The sequence below is a fragment of the Stenotrophomonas maltophilia group sp. P373 genome (assembly GCF_053295075.1).
Map to the genome: position 1 here is coordinate 465,135 of NZ_CM129994.1, position 26,135 is coordinate 491,269.

Sequence of the window (26,135 nt, forward strand, 5' to 3'; positions counted from 1 at the left end):
GAATGCCCATATTGGCGGCCCGGTTCCAGCTTTGAGGCCGTTGCCTGTGCAGGGGATGTCATGAGCGGCCGGGATTCCCTCACAGCCGCCACAGGTGACGGCCACTAGCCTGCACTCCTTCCCTTCCACAGGAGCGCCCATGCCTGCTTCCATCCGCCTGCACGTTGAAGACACGGGTGGCGATGGCCGCCCGGTCATCCTGATCCACGGCTGGCCGCTGTCCGCCGATGCCTGGAAGACGCAGGTGGCGATCCTGCGCGACGCCCAGTATCGGGTGATCAGCTACGACCGGCGTGGCTTTGGCCGCTCTGACAAGCCGGCCGAAGGTTATGACTACGACACGCTGGCGGCGGACCTGGCGGGGTTGATCGAGGAACGTGACCTGCGCGACGCCACCCTGGTCGGTTTCTCGATGGGTGGCGGCGAGGTGGCGCGCTACGTGGCCAACCATGGCCAGGATCGCCTGCACAGTGTGGTGTTCGCGGCCGCTGTGCCGCCGTTCCTGCTGCGCAGCGACGACAATCCGCAGGGGCCACTGACCCAGGCCAAGGCCGATGAAATGCGCAGCGGATTGGAGAAGGACCGCGAAGCGTTCTTCGATGGCTTCACCCGCGACTTCTTCAGCGCCAACGGCCAGTTGATGGTCACCGAGGAGACGCGCCAGGCGGCGATCGCGCTGTGCCATCAATCCGACCAGGCGGCGGCGCTGGGCTGCATGAAGGCGTTCGCCACGACCGATTTCCGGGATGACCTGAAGAAGATCACGGTGCCGACCTTGATCCTGCACGGCGACAGTGACGCCATCGTGCCGTTCGAGGGCTCTGGGCAGCGTACCCACAAGGCCATCAAGGGCAGCGAAGTGGTGATCCTGGAAGGCGCGCCACATGGCTGCAACACCAGCCACGCCGACCGCTTCAATCTGGCCCTGCTGAACTTCCTGAAGCGCTAAGCTGCGGCCATGCGCCAGACCAGAACACCCCCGTGGAAGAAGCCCAACCCCAAGGGCCAGACGTCGCAACCGCTGTCGGATGCGCAGAAGGCCGCGGCGCGGCAGCGGGCGGAGGAGAACGGGCGGCGCTATCCGAACCTGGTGGACAACATGTGGGCGGCGAAGCTGCCGCGTGGGTCGTGATTCACAGGTTGGGTGTGGGCTTGATGTAGAGCCGAGCCGATGCTCGGCTGGCGCGCGCAGCGCGTGCCTTCCGGGGAAGGGGCAAAGGGCCGCCGAGCATGGTCTCGGCGCTACGGGCCGGGCAGTGGCCGCCAGCCCGACTCCCGCCATGGCGCTACGTCGCGCCTCTGCACGTTGATCGCCTCGACCGGCAATCCTGCCTGTCGCGCCAGTTCGGCACGCAGTACGTCGCTGTCCACCGGCAGCGCGATGGCCACCTGCAGCTGGTCGCCCTGCTGACGGATCTGGGTGGGCACCACCGCATGGGCTTCATGCTCGCCGCCGGTGCGAGCAATCGGATAGCGCATCGCCACGGGCCTTCCCAGGTGTGCCAGTACAGGGCGCCATGCCTGCAGCACGACAGGCTGTGCTGCTGCGGGAACCCGCACCTCGATGATCGTTCCCGGGTAGCCAATGACATTGCCCACCAACACCTGGAAGCGCGCGCCATCGGGGATGGCGACCACAGTGGCGGCCAGCACGCCTATCGACAGGACAGCTGCGGCGAAGCGCCAACTGCGCGGCGCGGCGGCGGCGCGGGTCGCCGTGCGCAGCCCCGGCTTGCGCCGCAGCTTGCGCGCGTAGATGCGCCGATCCTTCCTGCGCGGGCTGCTGCTGTGCGCCGGCAGGTTCAACGGGACGCGTGGCAGCCGGGCGACGCGCGCGTCGATCAGGCGCGCGAGCAGGTACCACGCGAGCACGAATGCCAGCAGGGGCAGCAGCGTTCGTACGATCAGGTACAGCATCACCATCGGGAACACCAACGAAAATTCGCATTCAAACAACTGTGCCATCGTAACGGCGCTGCGTAGTGTGTGTCGCATCCGCCAGCCGACACGTGCGAACTGCTTGGTTAGGATGGCTCTTTGCTGTCATGGATGAACCGATGAGCGCTGCCACCTCCCGAATCCGCCGCATCTGTGGGCAGGGGCCGATCCTGCTGATGCTGCAGCTGGTCGCGTTGCTGTCCGTTGCACTGGCTTCCGGATTCTTCCATTGCCGCGTCGACCTGCTGCTGGAGCCGATCACCGCGGCGTGCGGTGGCCCGGATGAGCAGGCGCGGTTGCAGATGGCCGAACAGGTGATGGCGCGCGCCGGTGCATTGGACGACTGGCAGCCATTGAGCTGGATTCCATTGGCGGGCATCGTGCTGGCGCTGCTGGGTGCGATGGCGGTGTGCGCGAGCCGCGCGCTGTGGCTGCGCGATGGGCTGCGCACGGCGAACGTGGCGCTGCTGCTGCTGCATGGCGGCGCACTGTGCTTGGCCGGGTGGACGCTGCACCTGTACGAGAACGCATGGAACAGCGTGGCGCGCTTGTCACCCACGGCATGCCTGATGGACCTGGGGGCGGAGGGCGATACCCCGCTGGTGCAGGCGCAGTCCGTGGTGTTCCACATCCTGACGCGTGAGAACGCAACGCTGATGCGCAATCCGGACGACCTGGCGCTGGTGCTGGTGGCGTTGTTGATGGCGACGATGGTGGGCGGCATCTCCCTGTGGCGGGCGATCGTGCGGGCCCGGGTGGCACGATCGGCAGTGGCCTGACGGGCCTCCGCGGCTGACCGGATCCGAGACATGCAGGGCACACGCTCGGCGGCGCGCGGCAATCGCGCTACAGTCGACGCCTCGCCACTCCAGGGAAGACCCGATGCGCTTGTTGCTGCGTGCGTTGCCGTTGTTGCTGTGTTCGCTGGCCGTACACGCCGCCGAGGTGGACCGTCGTATCGCGGTGACCATCGATGATCTGCCATGGGCACGGCTGGACCAGATCGTGCCGCCGGATCTGCAGGCGTGGCACGAAGCGTTGATGGCCCAGCTGCGCGAGGCCGGCGTGCCGGTGGTGGGCTTCGTCAATGAGAACAAGCTTGAGGTGAATGGACAGGTGCAGCCGGCGCGGGTGCAGATGCTGCGCGACTGGCGCGATGCGGGTTATGTGCTGGGCAACCACACGTACTCGCACATGGATCTGAATGCGAAGGGCGTGGCGGCGTTCCAGCAGGATTTCCTGCGCGGCGAAACGGTGCTGCGGCCGCTGCTGGCCGAGAAGGGGCAGGCGCCACAGTGGATGCGCCACCCCTACCTGCGCGCCGGGCGCACCGCAGATGAGCGCGTGCAGATGGAGGCGTTCTTCAAGCAGCATGGCTATCGCGTGGCACCGGTGACGGTGGACAACGGGGAATGGGTGTGGGCGTTCGCCTATGCCAACGTGATGAACGAGCAGGCGGATTCGCCGGCGCGTGACGCGACGCTGGCGCAGCTGCGCAAGGGCTACGTGCCGTACATGCTGAACAAGCTGGATTACTACGAGAAGCAGTCGCAGGCGCTGCTGGGGTACGCGCTGCCGCAGGTGTGGCTGATGCACGCCAACGAGCTCAATGCGGCCACCTTTGCCGAACTGGTGGCGGCCACGAAGCGCCGCGGCTATCGCTTCATTTCACTGGACGAAGCGATGCGTGACCCGGCGTATGCGCGGGGTGCGGAAGGCTACAACGGCCGCTATGGCCCGAGCTGGCTGCATCGCTGGGCGATGGCGGAGAACAAGCCGAAGGACTTCTACGCCGGCGAACCGGAGGTGCCGGCGTGGGTGATGAAGCTGGCCAAGGTTGATTCGGAGTGAGGCTCAGCGCTTGACGGCCAGCACGCCGTCGAGCGCCAGTTCCGCCTTGAAACCAGCCTTTTCCAGGCGTTTGGCCACTTCACGCGGCACGTCGCGGCCGCTGGTCAGCTTGTTCGGCGCGCCGGTGTAATGGAACAGGCGACCGCCCTTGCGGATGACGCGGGCGAGGTGGTCGTAGAACACCTGCGAGTACAGCTCGCCGGCGATGCCGAAGCGCGGTGGGTCGTGCAGGATTGCGTCGACACTGTTGCTGGCCACCCGTTCGATCTGCTGCGAGACGTCACCGTGGCTGAACTGCAGGCGACCACCGGCGGCAGCCGAGTCTGGATCCGGCGACCACGGGTTGAGCGTGCGCAGCCACATCACATCGGCGTTCTTCTCGAATGAACGGATCTGGCCGACACCGGCCTCCAGCGCGCAGGCGGCGAAGTAGCCCAGGCCACCGCAGGTATCGAGGATGACCTTGCCGGGCGGGGCGACCAGCTCCACCTTGCGGCGTGCATCCTCGAACGGCGACAGCTTCGAGGTCGGCAGCATCTTGATGCCGTCGATCTCGAAGGTCGGTGCGCCCCATTCGGTGGGCACCAGCTTGATCAGCGAGCCGCTGTAGCGCGAGATCGGCGCGAATTCCTCGCCATCCCAGTAGTACAGCGTGCGGTCCTTCAGCTTGCCCGGCCAAGGGTAGGGCTGGCCCCGGAAGTGGAAGCCGTCCGCATCCAGCGCCACGCTGTCCTGGCTGCGGCCGAGGTCAAGCGATCCCTGCCAGTCGGCGGCGCCCTTGTCATGGGCACGGCGCAGGGTATCGGCGCTGTCGCGGGTCAGCAGGGGGCCGGTGTAATGGGGCACGGCGGGTACCGGGGCGGTTCGGGGGAGGGCATGGTACCGCAGCTGTTGTAGAGCCAAGCCGATGTCAAAGCAGGTCCACGCCATGCGTGGATGCAGGCAGGGAGGCGTCGGGCGTGGGCCCGACGCTAGCGCTGGTGCAGCTGTAACCGTGTGTGGTCCCTTCCCCCGCGATCATGCCGACGCCACGCGACGGCTGCATGCCCTGCCGCGCGCACGATCGACGATGGGCCTCCTGGGTTTGCGGTGGCTGCCGATCGAAGTCGTAGCGCATGCGGCCGTCCTCCTGCAGCAGCCAATGCACGGTAACGCGCTCATGGCGACCATCACCGAGATCCCAGTCCAGGGTGCGCATGATCAGAGTCTGGCCATCGGGCAGCTGCCGGACTTCGTCATAGGCCCCCTGAGACTGTATTGCACCGGCCATCAGCAGGAGGGGCAGCATGTTCCAATATCCAAGACTGAATGTCATTTCGTCAGTCCTTTGCCAGTGAGTAGATGGCGTTGATGCATGGACGAGAAATGCCCTGCCTTTGGGCATGGGCATCTCCCTCTAGGAGCTATTGAGCGAAGATCGTCCCTCTATTGGTGGCACATTGCTTGGGGATGCAGGTCTCCATCATGGTGTTTGCAAACTTGGACTGCGAAAAATAGCAATTGACGCCAAACTGGGTTCTGCCTCTGAACGGCCCAGCGTAGTGGTCGATTTCCTGTGCAATACAGCGTCCATTGTCCACGCTGAGGGTTGAACGTCTCATGCCGCCAATAGAGCTCTCCCAACTCCCGCTCCCAATGGGAAAGATATTCTGACCAACGGGTACCCGACCACTTGGTGCAGTCGCCGTTGCCCAATCAATACTTTTCACAGGGTCGGCAGGGGCGCGGGATCATCGCTGTAGCAAGACCAGCCGGTGGAGGGACCCGACAACGTCATGGTCCCGCTTGAGGGTGTCATTTCCACCGACTCGCAATAGGCTTGGTGATAGAGCTGCGTGGCTCTACTCTGGTCTTCATAGCGATAGCTAAGTCTCCCAAAATCATCTTGTTTCAGGCGCTGTGTCACGTCCAGGATGCCGCCATTGAAGTCTGGCCAGCTGCTTGTCCTATCTACGCTGACACTTCCGTCTGGATTCGCGACTACGACATCTATGCTTAGGCGCTCGCTAGCGCCAATGGCGGTCGCGGGCAGAAAGGCCGCTATCAAAAAGGCGAATTGCTTCAACTTCATGTCTCAGCTCCTCTTTTGGGATGGAGAGCTGATGCTGAACTGAGTTCTGGTCGCCCGACGAGATACCTATCCAGTTATCGTTGTTTTGAAAATTTTCTTATGTTTCATACTGTTAACCACGAAAGAAGCTGTCGCAAACGTCTGCTCAAATGCACTTCACCGCATACACCGGCCCAGCACCGATCAGCATCAACGCCATGTAGTCACTATCGCTGGCCTTGCCCTTCAACGTCGCGTCCTTGTTGAAGTGGAAGATGCCGAAGCCGCCGGCCATGCGGATAAGCGCACTGTCGATCTGGTCGGCGTCGTCGCGGAAGTAGCGGCTGATCTCGCTGGACGTGGCCTTGTGCAGGGCATTGGGTTCGCGCTGCCACTGCTCGCCACGGCTGAAGGAAACGAAGTACTGGCCACCTTCCTTGTCGATGCGGAAGTCGGCGGGTTTGCGCGCGCTGGTGGCGAAGCAGCCCTGCAGCGGGTCGGTGGAAAACGGAAGCCCGGCGTCACCGCTGCAGGCGGCGGTCAGCAGCAGGAGGGCACCGGGCAGCAGCAGGCGGAGCGTGCGCATGGGATGTCCCTACAGGGCAGGTGCGGCTAGTGTAGGCGGCATGCGGGCGTGGCCCGTACAGAAATTCGGCAAGGACACAGGGGTTTTCGGATGGCGCAGGGCAAGGCACCGTGGTGCGGCGTGGCCAGTTGGCTGGGTATTGCAGTGGGGTGGGGGGCAGGCACCGTGGCGGCACAGGCAGCGGTCGCTGCGGGTGGCAATGGCATGGCCGCAGGGCTGGGCGTGGGCGTGCTGGGTGCGGCGCTGGTGGGCGGCGGCCTGGCCGTAGCCTCGCGCGTGCGCGGTGAGCGCTGGCCGTGGATCGGCATCGGCGGTGCAGTGCTGAGTGCGCTGCCGCTGCTGATGTACCTGCTGCGGATGATGCTGAAGCTGTAGCGGTAGTGCCGGCCGCTGGCCGGCACCTGCAGGTTGCGTGCGGTGCTCATGGGGTGCCGGCCAGCGGCCGGCACTACCGGACGCGGGTCATGCGCTGCGATGGATCTCCACCGTCACGTGCACCAGCTCTTCATGGATCGCCAGCGCGTTGCGCACGGTATCGGCATCCAGCGTGGCGTCACTGGTGACCACGCTGGCGCTGACCGCGTACTTGCCGCGACCCACCTGCCAGACGTGCAGGTCGGCCAGGCGCGCCGGCCACGGGCCCTGTTCGATCACCTCGCGTACTTCGGCCACCACCGGCGCGTCCATCTGCGCGTCGAGCAGGATGCGGCCGCTGTCGCGCAGCAGGCCGATCGCCCACACCGTGACCAGCACGGCGCCGACCAGGCCCATCACCGGGTCCAGCCAGGTCAGGCCCAGCAGCTTGCCGCCGAGCAGGGCGATGATGGCCAGCACCGAGGTGGCGGCGTCGGCCAGCACGTGCACATACGCCGAGCGCAGGTTGAGGTCGTGACCGTGCGCATGGGTGTGATCGTGGTTGTGGCCGTGGTGATGGCCATGGTCATGCCCGTGGTGGTGATGCACGTGGCCCGGGCTGTCGTGCAGCCACCAGGCGCACAGCAGGTTCACGCCCAGCCCGACCGCAGCAATGGCGATGGCTTCGTTGTAGTGGATCGGTGCCGGTACCCACAGCCGCTCCAGCGATTGCACCGCCATCAGCGCGGCGACGCCAAGCAGGGCGATGGCGCTGGTATAGCCGGCCAGGATCTCGATCTTCCAGGTACCGAAGGCGAAGCGCGGGTCGTGCGCGTAGCGGCGCGCGCAGCGGTAGGCGAACACTGCCAGGCCCAGCGCGAGTGCGTGCGAACTCATGTGCCAGCCGTCGGCGAGCACGGCCATGGAGTTGAACCACCAGCCGCCGATAATTTCCACCAGCATCATGCTGACGGTGAGCCACAGAGCGCGGCGGGTATTGCGCTCGGCCAGCGGGTTGCCGTCGTCGAAGCGGTGTTCGTGGCGACGGGCGGCGGCGAGGGCGTCCAGATGCATGGGAAGACCAGAGGGTGGAAGGATACCCCCATAGGGTATACGATCCATCCATGGCCCATGTACACAAGAATCGAAAGCAGCTGTTGACCCGGGTACGCCGTATCGGCGGCCAGGTGGCAGCGTTGGAGCAGGCGCTGGACAAGCCCGAGGGTGAAGCAGGTGACTGTGCGGACGTGCTGGTGCAGGTTGCTGCGGTGCGCGGCGCCGCCCACAGCCTGCTGATGGAGCTGCTGCACGAGCACCTGCAGGAACATGTGGTCGGCGCCGACGACCCGCAGCAGCGGGCGGCCGAGGCCGAAGTGCTGGTCGAACTGCTGCGCCGCTACGGTAAATAGCAAGGGTAGTGCCGGCCGCTGGCCGGCACCTGCAGGTTGCGTGCGGCGTTCATGGGGTTGCCGGCCAGCGGCCGGCACTACCCGTGCCGGTGCCGCGCGTTCCAGATGTGCGTGGCAGCCAGCAGCAGGCTGCCGGTGACGGTCATCGGTGTTTCCCAGTCGTGCGAGGGCAACGCCAGCGCGCCGGCCAGCAGCAGGCCGAGCCCGGCGCCGGCGGTGGCCCAGGCCAGCACCGGCAACGGATGGCGGCGCTCGGCCCGCCATAGTGCATACCCGGTCAGCGGCAGGGCGATGGCCACGAACAGCAGGTGGACCCATTCCGCTTCGGCCCAGCTGCCGAACAGCGGCAGCGCGGCGGCAAGCAGGGGCAGCGCCAGGCAGTGCAGCAGGCACAGGCTGGACAGGGCAACCGCGCCGGCATCAAGCAGGGCGGCAGACGGCGACTTCATCGGGGGAGGTTCCTTGCGCAGCAATTGTTATACAGTAACATTTCCGTTCCGCAGCCAACCCGCTCCGACATGAACACTGTTTCCCGCGCCGACCGTCGCCTTCCGGTCACCGTGCTGTCCGGCTTCCTCGGAGCCGGCAAGACCACCCTGCTCAACCAGATCCTGCGCAATCGCCAGGGCCTGCGCGTGGCGGTCATCGTCAACGACATGAGCGAGGTCAACATCGATGCGCAGCTGGTGCGCGAGGGCGGCGCCGAGCTGCGCCGAACCGAAGAGACGCTGGTGGAATTCAGCAATGGCTGCATCTGCTGCACCCTGCGCGATGACCTGCTGCAGGAAGTGCGGCGCCTGGCCGACGCCGGTCGCTATGACTACCTGTTGATCGAGTCGACCGGCATCGGTGAGCCGATGCCGGTGGCGGCCACGTTCGCGGTGCGCGACGAGAAGGGCTTCAGCCTGAGTGACATCGCGCGCCTGGACACAATGGTGACGGTGGTGGATGGCGGCGCATTCCTTGCCGACTTCGGCTCGACGTTGCGCCTGGCCGAGCGCGACCAGCAGGCCGGGCCGGATGACGACCGCGGCGTGGTCGACCTGCTGTGCGAGCAGGTCGAGTTCGCCGATGTGATCGTGGTCAGCAAGGTCGACCAGGTGGATGACGACGTGCTGCAGGACACGCTGGCCGTGCTGCGCGGCCTGAACCGCGACGCGAAGCTGCTGCTGTCCCGCTTCGGTGATGTTCCCCTGGCGGAGCTGCTGGACACCGGCCGCTTCGACTACGAGCGTGCGCAACGTGCGCCGGGTTGGGTGAAGGAACTGCGTGGCGAACACACGCCCGAAACCGAGGAGTACGGCATCGCCAGCTTCGTCTATCGCTCGCGGCGACCGTTCCATCCCGCGCGTTTCGCCCGCGCGCTGCAGTCGGGGATGCCCGGTGTGATCCGCAGCAAGGGCTGGTTCTGGCTGGCCAATCGCATGGACTGGGTGGGTGAGCTGAATACCGTGGGTGCCGCGACGCGGACGCAGGCGGCGGGGTTCTGGTACGCCGCGCGTGATCGCGTGCGGGCTGGGCTGGAGGACACCGCGCCATTGCTGCCGCCCACGCCACTGCCATACAGCGACCTGGGCTGGGCGCGGCAGCAGGCCGACTGCTGGAGCGCACCGTTGCCGGGTCTGGAAGACTTCCCGGATGCGGCCGCGCATTCGGCGATGCAGCGGCTGTGGCACCCGCTGTGGGGCGACCGCCGCCAGGAGCTGGTGGTGATTGGCGTGCACATGGATGAGCGCGCGGTGCGTGCGGAGCTGGACGCGTGCCTGCTCAACGATCAGGAACTGCGTGCGGGGCCGCTGCTGTGGCAACAGCTGCCGCAGGCATTCCCGGTGTGGAAGCGGTGACGGTGCACTGAGGATCCATGGGTTGCCGGCCAACGGCCGGCACTACCCGTGGTCGATAGGCCACGCGTGGATGGATGCATGGCGGAGTCGAGCATGGCTCGACTCTACAGTGCGATCCGTTGCGGACAATCCTGTAGAGCCGAGCCGACGCTCGGCTGCTGCAGCAGGTCCACGCTTGGCGTGGATCTACAAGGCATCGCGCCACTGCCAGCCATCGGCGCCTACCTGTAACACCCGCGTCGGTTGCAACGCCTGCAGCAGGTGCCGGTCGTGGCTGACCATCATCAGGGCACCCGGCCATGCCGCCAGCAGTTCTTCCAGTGCCTGCAGTGCGCTCAGGTCCAGTGCGTTGCCGGGCTCGTCCAGCAGCAACAGCTGCGGTGCGGGGTCGGCATACAGCACGCTGGCCAGGGCGCCCTTCACCCGTTCGCCATCGCTGAGGCTATGGGCTGCCCGCTGGATGCGCTGCGCGTCCAGCCCGAGCAGGGCCAGCCGTGTGCGCAGTTCACCCGCATCCGCCACCGGGTTGGCGGCCTGCACGGTGTCGAGAATGCTGCGTTCGCCGGACAATCCCAGCAGCTGCTGGTCGAGCAGCGCCAGTGGTGCATGGCGCTGCACGATGCCGCTGCGTGCAGGCAGCTGGCCGGCCAGCACGCGCAGGAGCGTGGACTTGCCACTGCCATTGTCACCGACCACGGCGATGCGCTGGCCGCGGCGGATCTCCAATTGCAACGGTGCACTGCAACCCTGCGGCAGCACCAGCGACTCCGCCTGCAGCAGACGTGCGTTGCCGCGTTCACCGTCACCGGCGAACAGCGCCAGCTCCGGCGCGGCGTGAACTGCCGAAGCCGCTGCGCGCAGCTGGTCGGCGCTGGCCTGAAGACGATCGGCCTGTACCTGTTGCGCGCGCCCGTGGCTGGCCTCGGCACGCTGTTTCTGCCGGCCAAGCAGGATCGGTGCCTGGTTGGCCTGCTTCGCATCGCGATTGCCACGTGCCTGGCGCTGCTGCTGGCGTTCGTGCTGCTCGCGCGCGCTGCGCTGTTGCTGCCGGTGCTGGGCGCGGGCGTGGTCGAGCTGTGCGGCGGCCGCTTCGCGTTCGGCGGCCCGCGCGTCGGCGTAGTGCTGCCACGGCCCGCCATAGCGATGCAGCCCGCGCGCGTCGAGCTCGACGATCTGCTGCATCTGCGCCAGCAGCTCGCGATCATGGCTGATCACCAGCAGGCCGCCGCGCCACTGCTGCAACCGTTCGTACAACTGTTGGCGATGGCGGCCATCGAGGTGGTTGCTGGGTTCGTCCAGGATCAGCCAATCGGCGCCGCTGGCCCAGGCGCCGGACAGCGCCACCTGCATGGCCTGGCCGCCACTGAGACGCGCGGCGGGTTGGGCGGGATCGAGATCGTCGGGCAGGCGGAGCGCCTGCCATTGCTGCTGCAGGCGCTCGCGCAGATCCCAATGGTCGCCGACGCAGGCGAAGTCGGCCTCATCCACGCTGCCGGCTTCGATGCGTTGCAGCGCGGCCAGTTCCGCGCCGACGCCGGCCAGTTCACCGACCGTGCCGGCGGGGGGATAGCCGGGCGTCGGCAACAGGAACACGCGGCCGCTGCTGCGCACCTGCCCGTTCTCTGGCCGCACCCGACCCGCGAGCAGGCGTGCGAGCACGCTCTTGCCGGTGCCATTGGCACCGACCAGGCCGGTGGCGACCGGATCGAAGGAAAACGACAGATCGGAAAACAGCGGGCGGCCGTCGGCCAGCCGATACGACACGCGATCGAGCGTGAGGGAATGTGTGGTCATGCGACCTCCATGGATGCCGGTTCTCCCCTGCGCGCAGGGGCGGGAAGAGTCAGGCCGTCTGTTGGGAAGACGGCGGCATCAATGGCGCATTGGTCGCGAGCCTCTGGGAGGAATGAGCGGCCAGTATAGCGGGGTTGGCTGAATGGTTTGATGGCTCTGCACTACAAGAGCATCCACGCATGGCGTGGATCTACTGTGGGCCGGGCATGGGTGGATTTCTCGCGGCTACGGCACGGTGTCCAGGCGGGCGCCGACGAAGTCGATGAACACCCGCAGCTTCGGCAATACGTGTCGGCCCGACGGCCACAGCAGGTGGAAGGTGCCGCAGGAGTGCACATGATCCTCCAGTACGGTGACCAGGCGGCCGTCGGCCAGCGCATCGCGTACCGAGTGCACCGGCACGAAGGCCAGGCCGGTATCGCGCAGCGCCAGCGCCACCCGCGCCTCGATGGTGTTGGCCACCATGTGCACCGGCAGCTCCTGCGGTGTTTCGTGGTCGGGCCAGTGGATCGGCCACGGCTCCAGCTTGCCGGTGCTGGGGAAGCGGTAGTGCAGCAACGTGTGCTGCAGCAGGTCGGCCGGCGTGCGTGGAACGCCGCGACGCTGCAGGTAGCCCGGCGAGGCGACGACACGCCGCGGGAATACCCCCAGCCGGCGTGCGTTCATCCGCGAGTCGCTGGGTTCGCCAACGCGCAGCACCGCATCGAAACCTTCCTCAATGACATCGACCAGCCGGTCGCTGAAATCCAGGTCGAGGCGGATGTCCGGATACGCGGCCATGAATTCGGCCATCAACGGCAGGGTGAGGTCGCCTACCAGTGGCAGGCTGATCCGCAGCGTGCCGCTCGGCGCAGCGTGCGGTTGCGCCAGTTCGGTGCGCGCGGCGTCGCGTTCGTCGAGGATGCGCCGGCAGCGCGCCAGGAACAGCTGGCCCTCGGCGGTGAGGGTGATGCTGCGCGTGCTGCGGTGGAACAGGCGCACGCCCAGTGCGTGCTCCAGCCGCGCAACGCACTTGCCGGCGGCCGATGCGGAGATGCCCTGCAGGCGCCCGGTCTCGACGAAGCTGCGGGTGTCGGCGGCGTGGACGAAGGTCTGCAGGTTGGCGAGGTTGTCCAGGACTGACATGGGCGTACCGGCAATGAAAACGGCAGGGTAGGGGCGGGTGATCGCGGCACGCGGCGCGGCCATCGCAACACTGTGGTGCGGGGCCTCGGGCAGCCCTTGCGGCGTTGCAGTTCCGGGCATGATGCCGATTGCGGACTGCACGGTCCATGATGCCCGGAGCGGCAACCGGCTTTTTGCAGCGCCGCGCGCTGCCTAACGTGGCGGGCCTCTCCCCACGGATCACCATGATGAATGCCGCTCTTTCCCTTGAACCTGCACCGACGCTGCCTTCGGTGCAGCGGCTGCTGCAGCAGGTCCATCCGTTGCGCCTGGTTGGTGCGGTGGTGCTGGTGCGCGAGCACGGCGTGCTGCGCCATGCCAGCGCGAGCGGGCTGGCCGATCGCGAGTCGGCCAGGCCGATGCAGCGCGATCAGCTGTTCCGGCTGGCATCGGTCAGCAAGCCGTTGCTGGCCACGGTGATCCTGCGCCTGGTGGCTGAAGGCGTGCTCGACCTCGACGCGCCGGTGCAGCGCTGGCTGCCGGACTTCCGCCCGGCGCTGGCCGATGGCAGCACGCCGCCGATCAGCCTGCGCCAGCTGCTCAGCCACAGCAGCGGACTGGGCTATCGCTTCCTGGAGGCGGATGCGGAGGGACCCTACGCGCGCGCTGGCGTCAGCGATGGCATGGACGCCAACCCGTTGACCCTGGCCGAGAACGTGCGCCGCATCGCGCAGGTGCCACTGCTGTTCGCACCGGGCAGCCAGTGGTTTTACTCGTTGGGCGTGGACGTGGCCGGTGCGGTGGCCGAAGCCGCGACCGGTGAAACGCTGCAGGCGCTGTTCCAGCGTCTGCTGGCTGCCCCGTTGCGCCTGCGCGACACCGCGTTCGTTACGCGCGATGCAGAGCGGCTGGCCACGCCGTATGTGAGCGACACGCCGCAACCGCATCGCCTGCAGGAAGGCGAGGTGGTCGCACCTTTCGAGGGAACGCTGGGCATCGAGTTCAGTCCCGCGCGTGCCACCGACGCCAGTCGGTTCGCTTCGGCCGGCGCCGGCCTGGTCGGTACCGCCGATGAGGTGATGGCGGTGCTGGAGGCTTTGCGCGACGTGCAACGCTCTGGCCTGTTGCCGCCCGCGCTGGCGGCAGAGATGGCCAGCCCGCAGGTGGGCGAGCAGGGGCCGCCGGAACCGGCCGGCTGGGGCTTCGGGCTGGGCTTTGCGGTACTGCGCGATGCCGCCGCCAGCGGCACACCACAGCGCGAAGGCAGCTGGCGCTGGGGCGGTGCCTACGGGCACAGCTGGTTTGTCGACCCGTCGCGTGGGCTGAGCGTGGTGGCGCTGACCAACACCCTGTACGAAGGGATGGATGGCGTTTTTGTCGATGCACTGCGCGACGCGGTCTATGCCGACCTGGAGACTACGCGATGAGCGGCCATGCCATCGATGCCGCCAGTCCGGCCGGCGAGGCCACGCGCCTGCCGTGGGCGGGCCTGCTTGCCTTGGCCGGTGGCGGCTTCATCACCCTGTTGACCGAGACCCTGCCGGCGGGTGTGCTGCGGCCGATGGGCGAAAGCCTGGGCGTGAGTGATGCGGCGGTCGGCCAGCTGGTGAGCGTGTATGCGCTGGGTTCGGTGATGGCCGCACTGCCGATGACCGCGCTGACCCAGCGCCTGCCACGGCGTCCGCTGCTGCTGGCGGCCATCGCCGGCTTCGTGGTGGTCAATACGCTGACCGCGTTGAGCAGCAGTTACGCGCTGATCCTGGCTGCGCGCTTCCTGGCCGGTGTGAGCGGTGGATTGCTGTGGTCGCTGGTGGCTGGCTACGCCGCACGCATGGTGGTGCCGTCGCTGCAGGGACGGGCCATCGCAGTGGCGATGGTCGGTTCGCCGCTGGCGCTGTCGCTGGGGGTGCCGGCCGGAACGCTGCTTGGCCAGCAGATCGGCTGGCGCTGGGCGTTCGCGTTGATGAGCGTGCTGGGTCTGCTGCTGCTGGCCTACGCGCGCTGGGCGTTGCCTGCGCTGCCGGCCGCTGGGGCCGGGCAACGCACTTCGCTGGCGACCGTGTGGCGCCTGCCCGGTGTACGCAGTGCACTGCTGGTGATGGCGCTGTACGTGCTGGCGCACAACGTGCTGTACACCTACATCGAGCCGCTGGCCGTCGACGCGGGTGCCGGTGCGTGGCTGGACCGGCTGCTGCTTGCTTTCGGCATGGCGGCGATTGCTGGCATCGCGATGGCCGGCTGGGGCGTGGATCGCTACCTGCATGCGCTGGTGTGGGCGGCGGTGATCGGCTTCATCGTGCCGGTGCTGGCCTTGCTGGTGTGGCCTGGCGTGGCGAGCGCACTGCTGCTGGCGACGATCCTGTGGGGCGTGGCGTTCGGCGCCGTGCCGACCCTGTTCCAGACCGCCTTGGCACGGCGCGCCGGGGCCGCTGCGGACCTGGCGCAATCGATGCTGGTGACCGGCTGGAACCTGGCCATTGCGGCCGGCGGCGTGGCAGGCGGCGTGCTGCTGCAGGCCAGCGGCCCACGCCAGCTGGGATGGCTGCCGTTGCTGTTGCTGGCGGTGACCGCCGCGTGGTTGCTGGCACGGCCGAGGGCGTGGGCGTAGCTATTGATCAGTGATGACGCGGTGCCGGCGAGCGGCCGGCACTACCGTGGGCCTTGCTTTTGCCTTGCTAATCCAGCGGTACCTGCTCGATCGGCACGCTGCGCGGGTTCTGCATGTGTTCGCGTGCAGCGCCGTACTGCTGTTGCCGCTTCTGATGGAAGGCGACGAACTCATCGCGCGGCAACGGCCGCGAGAACAGCCAGCCCTGTCCGAATTCCACATGCCGGCTGTGCAGGTAGGCCAGCTGCGCTTCGGTTTCCACGCCCTCGGCCACCACCCACAGGCCCAGCTCCTTGGCCATGTCGATGATGTGCGGCGTGACCGGGCTGGTGGCGCTTTCGGTACCGATCGCATCGATGAATGATTTGTCGATCTTCAGCGCATCCAGTGGCAGCTGCTGCAGGTATTGCAGGCTGGAGAAGCCAACCCCGAAATCATCGATGGCCACGCTGTGGCCGGCGCGGCGGGCGGCGGCGAGCATGGTGCGCGCGCGGTCCAGATCGAGGAAGCCACGTTCGGTGGCCTCCATCCAGATCTGCTGCGGCAGGATGCCGCTGCCGGCCATGTGCCGGGAGATCATCTTCAGGGCGCGACCGCTGCTGATGTCTTCGGCGGCGAGGTTGATCGCGATGTGCGCGCTGCGGTCGGCGACCAGCAGCTCGCGCATGTCGCGCACCACGTTCTCGATCACCAGGTCGGTGACGTCGGCGATCATGCCGGCCTCTTCGGCCAGTGGAATGAACAGGTCAGGGCGCACCTGGGTGCCATCCGGGCGTTGCCAGCGCACCAGCGCCTCGGCGCCGACGCAGATGCCGGTGTCCAGTTCGATGATCGGCTGGTAATGCAGGTACAGCTCGCGGCGACGGATGGCGGTGGCCAGTTCGCCGCGCAGGGAAAGGCGGCGCCGCGACAGCCAGATCACCAGGCCGGCCCCGGCGGCGGCCAGCAGCAGGCCCGCCGGCACGTACAGCCAGGCCTGTTGGCGGAAGGCCGCGGCAAGCGCGGTGCGCGGCGTAGTGGCGACGGCCAGCCATTCCTCGTTGCGCGCGGTAGCGAACAGCGTGGTGTGGTCCAGGCCTTCGCCCGGGTCGCGCAGCAGTGCCTGCAGCAGGTCCGGATCCAGGCCGGGCTGTTTGGCCAGCAGGCGTCCATCGGGGCTGGCCAGTGCCAGCCGCACATTCGGGTCGGCGATGACATCGACGAAGCGGCGTGGGTCCACCAGAGCGTCGTAGGACCCATACAGGATCGCCAGCACCTGGCGTCGCCCGCTGATTTCCGGGCGCACGTCCACTGCGATGCCGGCGCCGTCGCTGGTGACGTGGTCCGGCCTGGGCTGATCCACATCCGACAGGAACGGCCCCCAGGAGGTGCAGCGCAGCTTGCCTCCTTCGAAGTAGCCCATCTGGTCAATCGATGGGGTGGTCATTACCAGGGTCTGCATGCGCCGGATGTGCTCGGGGCTGCAGGACACGTAGGCACCGGCTTCGGCGGATTTCAGCGCCGCCAGCGCCTCCTGGTAGGACAGGTCGGAGCGGCGCAGGGTGCGATCGGCGATGTCGCGCAGGCGCTGCTGTTCGACGCTGACCGCGCGGTCCCAGGTGGCGTAGGCCATGACCGCGATCGGCACCGCAGCGGCCAGCAGGGCCAGTGCGGTACCGCCGATGATGACGCGCAGGCGGCTCATGGCCGGGGCTCCAGCAGGGCGGGCGGGGCAGGGCGCATGGTCGGGCCGGTCCTTGGGCAGGTGCGGCTATCTGAGCATGGCACCGGGCCGGGCGGAATGGGATCAATACGGTATTCGGTCACATTGTGGTGAAAGCGGCCTGCTTTGACGCAATGGGGCCGTCTGGCGCTGGCGCTCGGCGCCGCGGAGGACTACCGTCGAACGCTTCGCCCGCCCCTTCCCGCGCCCATGACCGAGCCCGCCACGCCCCCCGAGCACCTGCGCCGCAGCCTGTCCAACCGCCACCTGCAACTGATCGCCATCGGCGGTGCCATCGGCACCGGCCTGTTCATGGGCTCGGGCAAGACCATCAGCCTGGCCGGCCCGTCCATCGTCTTCGTCTACCTGATCATCGGCGCGATGCTGTTCTTCGTGATGCGTGCGATGGGCGAGCTGCTGCTGTCCAACCTGCAGTACAAATCCTTCATCGACTTCTCCACCGACCTGCTCGGCCCGTGGGCCGGGTTCTTCTGTGGATGGACCTACTGGTTCTGCTGGATCGTCACCGCGATTGCCGACGTGATCGCGATTGCCGCCTACGCACAGTTCTGGTTCCCCGGGCTTGAGGCCTGGAAACCGGCGCTGGCCTGCGTGATGCTGCTGCTGGCGTTGAACCTGGTGACGGTGAAGCTGTTCGGTGAAATGGAATTCTGGTTCGCGCTGATCAAGATCGTGGCGATCTGTGCGCTGATCATCACCGGCGCCGGGCTGGTGGCGTGGGGCTTCACCTCACCCAGCGGCCACACCGCGTCGCTGTCGAACCTGTGGAATGACGGTGGCATGTTCCCGATGGGCCTGGTCGGCTTCTTCGCCGGGTTCCAGATTGCGGTGTTCGCCTTCGTCGGCATCGAGCTGGTCGGCACCACCGCCGCCGAAACCGCCGATCCCGAGCGCAACCTGCCCAAGGCAATCAACTCGATCCCGGTGCGCATCATCATCTTCTATGTGCTGGCGCTGATCGCGATCATGGCGGTCACCCCGTGGCGCCAGGTGGTGCCGGACAAGAGCCCGTTCGTGCAGCTGTTCGTGCTGGCCGGCATTCCCGCCGCCGCCAGCCTGATCAATTTCGTGGTGCTGACCTCGGCCACGTCCTCGGCCAACAGTGGCATCTTCTCCACCAGCCGCATGCTGTACGGCCTGGCCGAAGAGGGGCACGCCCCGCGCGGGCTGTCGAAGTTGTCACGCGCTGCCGTGCCCGCCCGAGGCCTGCTGTTCTCGTGCCTGTGCCTGCTGGGCGGCACGCTGCTGATCTACCTGATTCCGAACCTGGTGACCGCCTTCACCCTGGTGACGACGCTGGCCACGGTGCTGTTCATCTTCGTCTGGTCGCTGATCCTGGTGGCCTACATGGCCTATCGCCGCCGCTACCCGGAGCGCCACGCTGCCTCGATCTTCAAGATGCCCGGCGGCGTTGCCATGTGCTGGGCCTGCCTGGTGTTCTTCGCCGCCGTGCTGGTGCTGCTGAGCCTGCAGGGCGACACCCGCCAGGCGCTGATCGCCAGCCCAGTGTGGTTCGTGCTGCTGGGCGCGGGGTATTGGGTGCGCCGGAGGGCCGCGAAGTGATCCAACGTCTCCGTTCCATCGATTGATCCATCGTCTCCAGAGAGTTTCATCCACGCATGGCGTGGATCTACTGTCAGCCGCAGGAAATCGGCCGCTGCCGTTGCCGTTGAGGTTGCTGGCCAGCGGCCGGCACTACCGCGGGTGCAGGGCGTAGCCCTGCCGTCCCCCATTCACCCAACATTCGCGGGCGCGGCCGGATCATCCGGCCGCCATGTCCCATCGACCTCTCCTGCTTGCACTGGTGCTGCTGCCCATCCTGTGGCCCGGGATGGCTGCCGCGCGCACGGTCTATCGCTGCGTGCAGGGCAACACCGTCAGCCTGGCCACCGCACCGGAGCCGGGATCGCGGTGCACGCCGAAGGAGATCGACGACAACGCCATCCAGGCCCCGAACCTGTGGGGCAACATGGGCGTGTTCAGTGGTGTGCTGTACGAGCGCGAGCAGGACGGCGTGCTGGTCTATTCCACCCGCAACCTGCCCGGCTCGCGGGTATTCCTGAAGTTCACCGTGGCCACGCCGCCGGGCGAGCCGGCGCACGAGGGCCTGGGCAAGGTCGGCAAGCCGCAGCTCGCGCAGCACGCCAGGCAGTTCAAGGCCGCGGCCAAAGCCACCGGCGTCGATGATGCCTGGCTGCGCGCGATCGCCCATGCCGAAAGCAATTTCGATCCGCTGGCGGTCTCGACCAAGGGCGCACAGGGCGTGATGCAGTTGATGCCGGAGACCGCACAGGAATATGGCGTGCGCGATCCGTTCTCGCCACAGCAGTCGATCGAGGGCGGCGCACGCTACATGCGCGCGCTGCTGCGCCGTTACAACGGCGATCGCCCGTTGGCGGCGGCTGCCTACAACGCGGGCATCGGTGCGGTCACCCGCTACAAGGGCGTGCCGCCCTACGCCGAAACCCTGGCCTATGTGGACAAGGTGATGGCGCTGTACGCGCGCTACCGCGAAGCGATGGGCATCCGCACCGAAGTGCCAGCCCGCTAGCAGGGACTCAGCGCGAGGTGGAAGTGCTGACCAGGTCGTAGCGCTCGATGCGGCCGACGCGTGCCACCTCCGCCTGCACGTCGGCACGCTGCTTGAGTGCACGCCACGCGGCATCGATGCGCACATCGCCCGGCAATGACGGATAGGTGCGCATGTCCTGCAGGCTGGCCAGGGTTTCACCGCGTTCAACCGGCGAGCGCAGCTGTTCGATCAGCACGGCAGCGGCACCGTCCAGGTCGCCTTCCTCCAGCAGCATTTCGCGATGGAACAGGCGGGCATCGTCGCGCTGGGCCAGGATCACCGCGCGTGCTGCATCGCGCGCCTTGGCATCGCCGCGCTCGCGGGCGGCGGCGAACTGCAGCAGCGCCTGTGCGGCCTTGCCGTAACCGGCGAGGCCCGGCATGTCATTCACTGCCTGCGCAGCGTCCTGCATGCGCCCCAGCGAACTGAACACGAAGCCGACATTCATCTGGTGCTCGACACCATCCGGGCCGAGCGCGCCGATGCGGGCGGCCTGTTTCGCCGTGGCCAGTGCCTCATCGGTGCGGCCCAGCCGGCGCAGTGCGGTGAGCCGGCTGTTGAGCAGCCAGGCCACCCATTCCGCCTCCGCAGCGGCAGGCGATTCGCCGTTGCTGGCGGCACCGGCCATGCCCTCGGTCAACGACAGCACTTCCTCGTTGCGGTCCAGCATCAGCAAGGTGGTGCTGAACTCGGCCATGCGCGCGTCCAGTGCGCGGTCGAGCAGGCCGGAAACACGCAGTTCATCGAGGTGGCGCTGTGCCGCCTGCACCGGATCGAAACGCGCGTCACCGCGATCGACATAGCGATCAAAGCGCCTGTCGCTGCGCAGGCGGATGATCTCGGCCGGGCTGTCGATCCGCGCCAGCGTGGCCGGAATGCTGTCGCCACGGCCGTTGTCGGCCTGCAGCGTGGCCAGCGCCAGCCACAGCCCGGTGGGTTCCAGGCCGCCACTCTTCCAGCCGTTGTCAAACAGCGCCTGCAGCAGGTCCATGCGCTTCTGCGGCTGCTCACGCAGGCGGTACTGCAGGTAGTTGATGGCGTGGTGATCGATCGGCAGCGGTGCGTCGGCGTGCTGCAGTGCCTTCACCAGGAAAGTGGTGGCTGCGGCCGGCTGGTTGTCCGATAGTTCCACCGACACCTGGGTGAGCAGGATCTGTGCATCCTCCGGCAGGGCCTCCTGCGCCCGCTGCAGGTAGCGGCGGGCCTGGTCCGGCTTCTTCTGCATCAGCGCGGTCCAGCCGGCGACCTGCGAGGCGCGGCCGCGATGCTCGGCATCGAAGTCGTCCAGCAACGGATCTTCCATCAGCCGCTCCATGCTGATCAGCGCACCCAGCGTGTTGCCGTCGCGTGCCTGCTGGATGGCCTCATCCCAACGCGTGGCGTACGCCGCGTGTACTGCATCGGCGGTGGCCGATGGCTTCTGCGGGGCCACCGTGATCGAAGCGGAGGCGGGCGCGCTGGCCAACGCGGCCAGCAGCAGGGCGGTGAGGGGGAGAACGCGGGGCATGGAGAATCTCCATCCGTGGGAACCGCATTGAACCTGCTACGGCCAGCGAGGACAAGCACGACGAAGCGAATCCTGGCGTTCAGCCGCATGATCGGCCGTGGCGGATCGCACGCGCAGCGTCTATTGTCGGTGCCTCTTCAAGCAGCAGGCAGAGGCAGCGCAACACGATGGCACGGTGGCAATGGATGGCGGCAGGGGTGGCGTTGGCAACGGCGGTGGGCTTGGCTGCAACCTGGTGGGATACCCCGCTGAAAACGCTGGCCGGCCCTGCCGGCCCGGTGCCCACGCCGCTGGCCTGGACCGCGCAGATCGAGCCGCTGGCCGGCGATGGTCACCCCGGCGACCGCGACGGTGCGTCCGCGCAGGCGCGCTTCGCCGACCCGTATGCACTGCTGCGCGGCACCGATGGCAGTGTCTATTTCACCGATGCCGGTGACAACAACCGGATCCGCCGCCGCCTGCCCGATGGCCGCGTTGAAACCGTGGCCGGGCAGGGCGAGGGCCGTGTCGATGGCCCTGCGCTGCAGGCCAGCTTCAATACGCCTTCGGGCATTGCCGGCGATGCGCAGGGCAACCTGTACGTGGCCGACACCGGCAACCATGCGATCCGCCGCATCGGCACCGATGGCCAGGTGACCACGTTGGCCGGTGGCGAACAGGGCCACGCCGACGGCCCGGCCACGCAGGCGCGCTTCGATGCACCGATGGGCGTTGCGGTGGACGCGCAGGGCCAGGTCTACGTGGCGGACACGTTCAATGACCGCATCCGGGTGATCGGTACCGATGGCAGTGTGCGCACCCTGGCTGGTGGTGATCGGCCAGGCTTTGCCGATGGCGTGGGCGCCGCTGCGCGTTTCGATACGCCAGTGGCGCTGGCCTTCGACGCGCAGGGTGCGTTGCTGGTGGCCGATCTGTTCAACAACGCCGTGCGCCGGGTGGGGACCGATGGCACGGTCAGCACCGTGGTCGCCGCCGGTGGCGTGATCAATGGGCCGCTGTCGCTGGCCACCACCCACGACGGCGTGCTGTACGTGGGTGATCTGGATGGCCGCATCGTGCAGGTGACGCCGCAGGGCCACCAGATCGCGCTGGTCGGCAATGGCCGCCTGCCGCGCCTGGCCCGCCCGAGCGGGTTGGCGCTGGATGCCGATGGCAGCGTGCTGGTGGCCGACGCCGCAGGCTACCGCCTGCATCGCCTGCGTCCGCTGCCGGTGGGCGAACTGCCGGCGCCGGCACGGGTCGGCCCGGCCGCCGACGCCGCGCTGCCGAAGACGGGCGGCCGTTGGCCGCTCGCACCGCAGGACGGCTGGCACGAAGTGGTCGGCACCCTGGGTGAAGTGCGCGGCAACTTCAGCGGTGAGAGCCGCCACCACCTGCATGGCGGCTTCGACGTGCGCGGTGATGTGGGCCAGACCGTGCTGGCGATTGCCGAAGGCAAGATCAGCAGTCCGGTGGCGGCCTGGAACCTGGGCGAGCAGGCCGAGGGCCTGGCGGTGGACCGCCTCAAGTACATCCACATGCGCGTCGGCCGCACCCCGCGCGATGTGCCGTTCGACGCGCGCTGGCAGGCGTTGTACGACGAGCAGGGCAAGCTGCAGCGGATGCGCGTGCGGCGTGGCATGCGCATCCATGTGGGTGACCGCCTGGGCAGCATCAACAACCAGGCGCACGTGCACCTGGCGGTGGGTACCGGTGGTTTCGAGACCAATGCGGTGGCGCTTGGCTTCCATAACTACGCCGATCACTTCGCACCGCGCATCACTGATGTCGCACTGCTGGACGACAACGACCAGCCGATGGCCGCAGGCAGCGATGGCGTGGTAATGGTCGCGCGGCAGGGGCGTGGCGTGCAGATCGTGGTGGAGGCCTGGGACCAGGTCGACAACAATCTGCCACGACGCCGCCTGGGCATGTACCAGGTGGGTTACCAGATCCTCGATGCTACGGGACAACCGCTGCAGGGCTACGAGCAGCCGCGCTGGAACATCGTGTTCAACCGCATGCCGCCGCAGCGGGAAGCGGTGCGCGTGGCCTACGCACCGGACAGCGGCATCACCGTGCATGGCAGCGCGGTGACCCGGTTCCGCTACCTGGCCACCAACACCGTGCGTGATGGCCTGATGGAAACCGGACGCTGGCAGCCGGCGGCGTTGCCGCCGGGCGAGTACATCGTGCGTGCCAGCGTGCGCGACTACAGCGGCAACGAAGGCGTCGGCCCGCGCGAGATCAGAGTACGGCTGCTGCCATAGCCACAGCCGGGGCGCCGCAGCGTTCGCGCTCGGCGTCCATGTCTTCCAGCGGCCGCACTTCGATGCTGCCGAAGCGTGCCCACGGGAAGTCGCGGGCGATGCGCATGGCGTCGTCGCGGTCGCGCGCCACGATCAGGTTGAAGCCGGCCAGCAGCTCGCGGGTTTCGGCAAACGGGCCATCGAGCACGCGGCTGTGTCCATCGCGCACGCGCAGGGTCTGTGCGGTATCGACCGGCTGTAGCTTCTGGGCGGCCAGCAGCGTGCCTTCGGCCTGCAGCTTGTCGGCATGGGCCAGGCAGTCGCGCATCAGCGCGTTGAATTCTTCGGTGGGCAGGGCCTGCAGCAGGGCAGGCTCGATGTAGATCAGAAGCAGGTACTGCTGCATGGCGCGGTCCTGGCGGGGGCGGGTGCCCATGATGGCGCAGGATTGCGCACGGGCATGTTGCAGCGCAGAAGCGCGCCTTCGGCGGGGATCGGCGAACGGCGGAGCCCCTCCGTGGTGGGGTGGGGTTGGTCGCTGAAAGCGGGTTTCCTGAGGGTGGGCCGTGCGGGTGGGATTGGCGGGGACGCCGTGAATCCGTCCCTGGAGGCTTAGCCGCGCCATCCATGGCGCGGATACCCCGCCAACCCCACCCGCCCGGCCCCAGACAGATTCCGGCGGCCGATCCACCACGGGAAATCAACAACAAGAGCAAAAGCGGGTCGCTTCGCTCGCAAAGCCGAGCCCGCCAGCCAACCGCCTTTGCTTTTGCTGTTGCTGTTGCCTTTTCTCTTGATCTTCCCGTGGTGGGTACCGGAGGCAGGAAACTGTTCAGGGCCGGGTGGGTAGGCGGGGCGGGGGTGTCCGCGGCATGGGCCCGAGGCATGCCTCGGGCGGGTTGGGCACGATGCCCAACCCAGGTCTTGCCGTGTGCGCAGGACAGCGCACACGAGCAAGCCGCGGCCAAGCCCCCATGGATGGGTTTACGGCGTCCCCCGACCCGCCTACCCACCCGGCCAAAGCCATGAACCCGCGCTTTCAGCGACCACCCAAACCCACCACGGAGGGGCTCCGCCGTTCGCCGACCTTCGCCGAAGGCGCGCTTTCCACGGAAGAAATAATTTTCAGAGGACGTGTCGATTCCCAGCCCCCTGGTTCGTTGTACCCAGTGAAGGGCACGCACCACGCGTCCCACGGGAGACCGAAATGAAAGTGATGGTGATCGTGAAGGCCAACGCCGACTCCGAAGCCGGCCGCATGCCCAGCGAACAGGAACTGTCCGAAATGGGCGCCTTCAACGAACAACTGGTGGCCGCCGGCATCATGCTGGCCGGTGAAGGCCTGCACGCCACCCAGCGCGGCCGTCGCATTCATTTCGGCGGCGGGGCACCCAAGGTCGAGGCCGGTCCGTTCGGTCCTGCCAGCGAACAGATCGCCGGCTTCTGGCTGTGGGAGGTGCGGTCGCTGGACGAGGCCGTTGAATGGGCCAGCCGTGCGCCGTTCGGCGAGGGCGGCACGCTGGAACTGCGTCCGCTGATCTCCGCAGAAGACTTTGGTGAAGCCTTCACCCCCGAATTACAGCAGCAGGAACAGCGTCTGCGTGCACAGCTGGAAGGCTGATCCGATTCCTCTCCCTGCCGGGCACGCCCCGGCACTATCGCCCTGAACCGCACAACGGAGTATTGCCATGAGACTGATTCCCTTCCTCGGCTTCAGCGGCCAGGCCCACGAGGCAATGGCGTTCTATGCCAAGGCACTCGGTGGCCAGGTCACCTCGGAAATGAAGTACCGCGACATGCCGCCCTCCGATGGCTCGCCGGGCTGCAACGAAATGCCGCCGGAAACCCTCGACCACGTTGCGCACAGCCAGCTGGAAATCGGCAGCGCCATCGTGATGGCGGCCGACGGTCCCGGCGGTGGCGAGGGCGGCTCGACCACCATCAATGTCGACGTCGACAGCATCGAAGAAGCCGAACGCGTGTTCGCTGCGCTGGCCGAAGGTGGCCAGGTGCAGATGCCGATCGCCGAAACGTTCTGGGCACATCGCTGGGGCATGCTGATCGACCGTTACGGCAAGCCGTGGATGGTCAATTGCATGAAGCAGCCCTGATCCCTCCCTCTTTCCTCTTCATCCGCAAGGAGCGTTACCAATGAGTGCACCACAACCGCAGATGATCTTCGTCAACCTGCCCGTGCAGGATCTGGAGAAGTCCAAGGCATTCTTCACCGCGCTGGGCTACAGCTTCAATCCAACCTATACCAATGACGATGCGGCTGGCATGGTCATAAGCGAGAGCATCTATGTGATGCTGCTGACCCAACCTTTTTTCCAGCAGTTCACCAACAAGCCGATTGCCGACGCGCACACCCACACCGAAGTGATCAATGCGCTCTCGGCACCCAGTCGCAAGGCCGTTGACGAGCTGGTGGACAAGGCACTGGCCGCCGGCGCCAGCGAGCCGCAGCCGGCGCGCGACCTGGGCTTCATGTACCAGCGCGGCTTCCAGGACCTGGATGGCCATCTCTGGGAAATCGCACACATGGATGGCGAGCCGGGCTGACGGCC

At 67.3% G+C, this 26,135-nt stretch carries 27 protein-coding genes; 15 read left to right on the forward strand and 12 right to left on the reverse strand.

Annotated features, from left to right (window positions below):
• Positions 1–139: 139 nt before the first annotated feature.
• Positions 140–949 carry an alpha/beta fold hydrolase gene (locus tag ACSYHF_RS02130; RefSeq protein WP_447576052.1) on the forward strand — a complete coding sequence of 270 codons (810 nt, stop codon included), beginning with the start codon at positions 140–142 and terminating at the stop codon, positions 947–949.
• Positions 950–958: 9 nt separating this feature from the next.
• On the forward strand, positions 959–1,132 hold the full coding sequence (locus ACSYHF_RS02135; RefSeq protein WP_005415066.1) for a hypothetical protein: 174 nt from the start codon (positions 959–961) through the stop codon (positions 1,130–1,132).
• Between the two features lie 110 nt (positions 1,133–1,242).
• On the opposite strand, the gene ACSYHF_RS02140 is transcribed toward ACSYHF_RS02135, so the two are convergent.
• Complete coding sequence (locus tag ACSYHF_RS02140) at positions 1,243–1,923, reverse strand: hypothetical protein (RefSeq protein WP_329845821.1); 681 nt, start codon at positions 1,921–1,923, stop codon at positions 1,243–1,245.
• 134 nt (positions 1,924–2,057) lie between these two features.
• Here ACSYHF_RS02140 and ACSYHF_RS02145 point away from each other — a divergent pair, with 134 nt between their 5' ends.
• Both ACSYHF_RS02145 and ACSYHF_RS02150 read left to right on the forward strand, forming a co-directional pair.
• The gene (locus ACSYHF_RS02145; protein WP_111174674.1) at positions 2,058–2,717 is read left to right on the forward strand and encodes a hypothetical protein; all 660 of its coding nucleotides are present in this window, start codon (positions 2,058–2,060) and stop codon (positions 2,715–2,717) included.
• A gap of 103 nt (positions 2,718–2,820) precedes the next feature.
• A complete protein-coding gene (locus ACSYHF_RS02150; RefSeq protein ID WP_338167780.1) occupies positions 2,821–3,789 on the forward strand; it encodes a polysaccharide deacetylase family protein in 969 nt (322 codons plus the stop codon).
• A gap of 3 nt (positions 3,790–3,792) precedes the next feature.
• On the opposite strand, the gene ACSYHF_RS02155 is transcribed toward ACSYHF_RS02150, so the two are convergent.
• From ACSYHF_RS02155 to ACSYHF_RS02170, 4 genes are all read right to left on the reverse strand, one after another.
• Positions 3,793–4,719, reverse strand: coding sequence for a class I SAM-dependent methyltransferase (locus tag ACSYHF_RS02155; RefSeq protein WP_425604418.1), 927 nt, complete (start codon positions 4,717–4,719; stop codon positions 3,793–3,795).
• Positions 4,700–5,077 carry a hypothetical protein gene (locus ACSYHF_RS02160; protein WP_111201467.1) on the reverse strand — a complete coding sequence of 126 codons (378 nt, stop codon included), beginning with the start codon at positions 5,075–5,077 and terminating at the stop codon, positions 4,700–4,702. The genes ACSYHF_RS02155 and ACSYHF_RS02160 overlap by 20 nt, the downstream gene beginning before the upstream one ends.
• A gap of 417 nt (positions 5,078–5,494) precedes the next feature.
• Positions 5,495–5,860, reverse strand: a complete 366-nt coding sequence (locus tag ACSYHF_RS02165) for a hypothetical protein (protein ID WP_111201457.1) — start codon at positions 5,858–5,860, stop codon at positions 5,495–5,497.
• 145 nt (positions 5,861–6,005) lie between these two features.
• Positions 6,006–6,425, reverse strand: coding sequence for a hypothetical protein (locus ACSYHF_RS02170; RefSeq protein WP_111127015.1), 420 nt, complete (start codon positions 6,423–6,425; stop codon positions 6,006–6,008).
• A gap of 90 nt (positions 6,426–6,515) precedes the next feature.
• On the opposite strand from ACSYHF_RS02170, the gene ACSYHF_RS02175 reads away from it, so the two are divergent.
• Complete coding sequence (locus tag ACSYHF_RS02175; RefSeq protein ID WP_005415073.1) at positions 6,516–6,800, forward strand: hypothetical protein; 285 nt, start codon at positions 6,516–6,518, stop codon at positions 6,798–6,800.
• An 87-nt stretch (positions 6,801–6,887) separates the two neighbouring features.
• Here ACSYHF_RS02175 and dmeF read toward each other — a convergent pair whose 3' ends face one another.
• On the reverse strand, positions 6,888–7,853 hold the full coding sequence (gene dmeF / locus ACSYHF_RS02180; protein WP_257244001.1) for a CDF family Co(II)/Ni(II) efflux transporter DmeF: 966 nt from the start codon (positions 7,851–7,853) through the stop codon (positions 6,888–6,890).
• Between the two features lie 50 nt (positions 7,854–7,903).
• On the opposite strand from dmeF, the gene ACSYHF_RS02185 reads away from it, so the two are divergent.
• A complete protein-coding gene (locus tag ACSYHF_RS02185) occupies positions 7,904–8,188 on the forward strand; it encodes a metal/formaldehyde-sensitive transcriptional repressor (protein ID WP_095379406.1) in 285 nt (94 codons plus the stop codon).
• 77 nt (positions 8,189–8,265) lie between these two features.
• On the opposite strand, the gene ACSYHF_RS02190 is transcribed toward ACSYHF_RS02185, so the two are convergent.
• Positions 8,266–8,637 carry a MerC domain-containing protein gene (locus ACSYHF_RS02190; RefSeq protein ID WP_053499005.1) on the reverse strand — a complete coding sequence of 124 codons (372 nt, stop codon included), beginning with the start codon at positions 8,635–8,637 and terminating at the stop codon, positions 8,266–8,268.
• 69 nt (positions 8,638–8,706) lie between these two features.
• Between ACSYHF_RS02190 and ACSYHF_RS02195 the strand changes: the two genes are divergently transcribed.
• The gene (locus ACSYHF_RS02195; protein ID WP_329889082.1) at positions 8,707–10,032 is read left to right on the forward strand and encodes a GTP-binding protein; all 1,326 of its coding nucleotides are present in this window, start codon (positions 8,707–8,709) and stop codon (positions 10,030–10,032) included.
• 186 nt (positions 10,033–10,218) lie between these two features.
• Here ACSYHF_RS02195 and ACSYHF_RS02200 read toward each other — a convergent pair whose 3' ends face one another.
• Together ACSYHF_RS02200 and ACSYHF_RS02205 are read right to left on the reverse strand one after the other, a co-directional pair.
• Positions 10,219–11,826: an ATP-binding cassette domain-containing protein gene (locus ACSYHF_RS02200; RefSeq protein WP_447576053.1), complete on the reverse strand. Its 1,608-nt coding sequence runs from the start codon at positions 11,824–11,826 to the stop codon at positions 10,219–10,221.
• 225 nt (positions 11,827–12,051) lie between these two features.
• Positions 12,052–12,951 carry a LysR family transcriptional regulator gene (locus tag ACSYHF_RS02205; protein ID WP_032953875.1) on the reverse strand — a complete coding sequence of 300 codons (900 nt, stop codon included), beginning with the start codon at positions 12,949–12,951 and terminating at the stop codon, positions 12,052–12,054.
• A 227-nt stretch (positions 12,952–13,178) separates the two neighbouring features.
• On the opposite strand from ACSYHF_RS02205, the gene ACSYHF_RS02210 reads away from it, so the two are divergent.
• Both ACSYHF_RS02210 and ACSYHF_RS02215 read left to right on the forward strand, forming a co-directional pair.
• Entirely contained in the window at positions 13,179–14,357 is a 1,179-nt protein-coding gene (locus ACSYHF_RS02210) for a serine hydrolase domain-containing protein (RefSeq protein WP_447576054.1), read from the forward strand.
• Positions 14,354–15,538: an MFS transporter gene (locus ACSYHF_RS02215; protein WP_197599095.1), complete on the forward strand. Its 1,185-nt coding sequence runs from the start codon at positions 14,354–14,356 to the stop codon at positions 15,536–15,538. Before ACSYHF_RS02210 ends, ACSYHF_RS02215 begins: the two co-directional genes overlap by 4 nt.
• 67 nt (positions 15,539–15,605) lie before the next feature.
• Here the strand turns inward: ACSYHF_RS02215 and ACSYHF_RS02220 are convergent, their stop codons facing one another.
• Positions 15,606–17,222 (reverse strand): EAL domain-containing protein, encoded by a 1,617-nt coding sequence (locus ACSYHF_RS02220; protein WP_005415082.1) that lies wholly within the window; start codon positions 17,220–17,222, stop codon positions 15,606–15,608.
• A gap of 228 nt (positions 17,223–17,450) precedes the next feature.
• Between ACSYHF_RS02220 and cycA the strand changes: the two genes are divergently transcribed.
• Positions 17,451–18,824, forward strand: coding sequence for a D-serine/D-alanine/glycine transporter (cycA, locus tag ACSYHF_RS02225; RefSeq protein WP_005415083.1), 1,374 nt, complete (start codon positions 17,451–17,453; stop codon positions 18,822–18,824).
• Positions 18,825–19,035: 211 nt separating this feature from the next.
• Positions 19,036–19,812: a lytic transglycosylase domain-containing protein gene (locus ACSYHF_RS02230; protein WP_005415084.1), complete on the forward strand. Its 777-nt coding sequence runs from the start codon at positions 19,036–19,038 to the stop codon at positions 19,810–19,812.
• A gap of 7 nt (positions 19,813–19,819) precedes the next feature.
• Here the strand turns inward: ACSYHF_RS02230 and ACSYHF_RS02235 are convergent, their stop codons facing one another.
• Positions 19,820–21,340 carry a hypothetical protein gene (locus tag ACSYHF_RS02235; protein WP_447576055.1) on the reverse strand — a complete coding sequence of 507 codons (1,521 nt, stop codon included), beginning with the start codon at positions 21,338–21,340 and terminating at the stop codon, positions 19,820–19,822.
• Positions 21,341–21,507: 167 nt separating this feature from the next.
• Here ACSYHF_RS02235 and ACSYHF_RS02240 point away from each other — a divergent pair, with 167 nt between their 5' ends.
• Complete coding sequence (locus ACSYHF_RS02240) at positions 21,508–23,589, forward strand: gluconolaconase (RefSeq protein ID WP_447576056.1); 2,082 nt, start codon at positions 21,508–21,510, stop codon at positions 23,587–23,589.
• Here ACSYHF_RS02240 and ACSYHF_RS02245 read toward each other — a convergent pair.
• Positions 23,567–23,974, reverse strand: a complete 408-nt coding sequence (locus ACSYHF_RS02245; protein ID WP_134955295.1) for a YciI family protein — start codon at positions 23,972–23,974, stop codon at positions 23,567–23,569. The two genes, ACSYHF_RS02240 and ACSYHF_RS02245, sit on opposite strands and share 23 nt — an antisense overlap.
• A gap of 801 nt (positions 23,975–24,775) precedes the next feature.
• Here ACSYHF_RS02245 and ACSYHF_RS02250 point away from each other — a divergent pair.
• From ACSYHF_RS02250 to ACSYHF_RS02260, 3 genes are all read left to right on the forward strand, one after another.
• Positions 24,776–25,189, forward strand: a complete 414-nt coding sequence (locus ACSYHF_RS02250; protein ID WP_053500761.1) for a YciI family protein — start codon at positions 24,776–24,778, stop codon at positions 25,187–25,189.
• Positions 25,190–25,256: 67 nt separating this feature from the next.
• Positions 25,257–25,679 carry a VOC family protein gene (locus tag ACSYHF_RS02255; RefSeq protein WP_005415090.1) on the forward strand — a complete coding sequence of 141 codons (423 nt, stop codon included), beginning with the start codon at positions 25,257–25,259 and terminating at the stop codon, positions 25,677–25,679.
• Between the two features lie 40 nt (positions 25,680–25,719).
• Entirely contained in the window at positions 25,720–26,130 is a 411-nt protein-coding gene (locus ACSYHF_RS02260; protein ID WP_021202152.1) for a VOC family protein, read from the forward strand.
• Positions 26,131–26,135 lie beyond the last annotated feature (5 nt).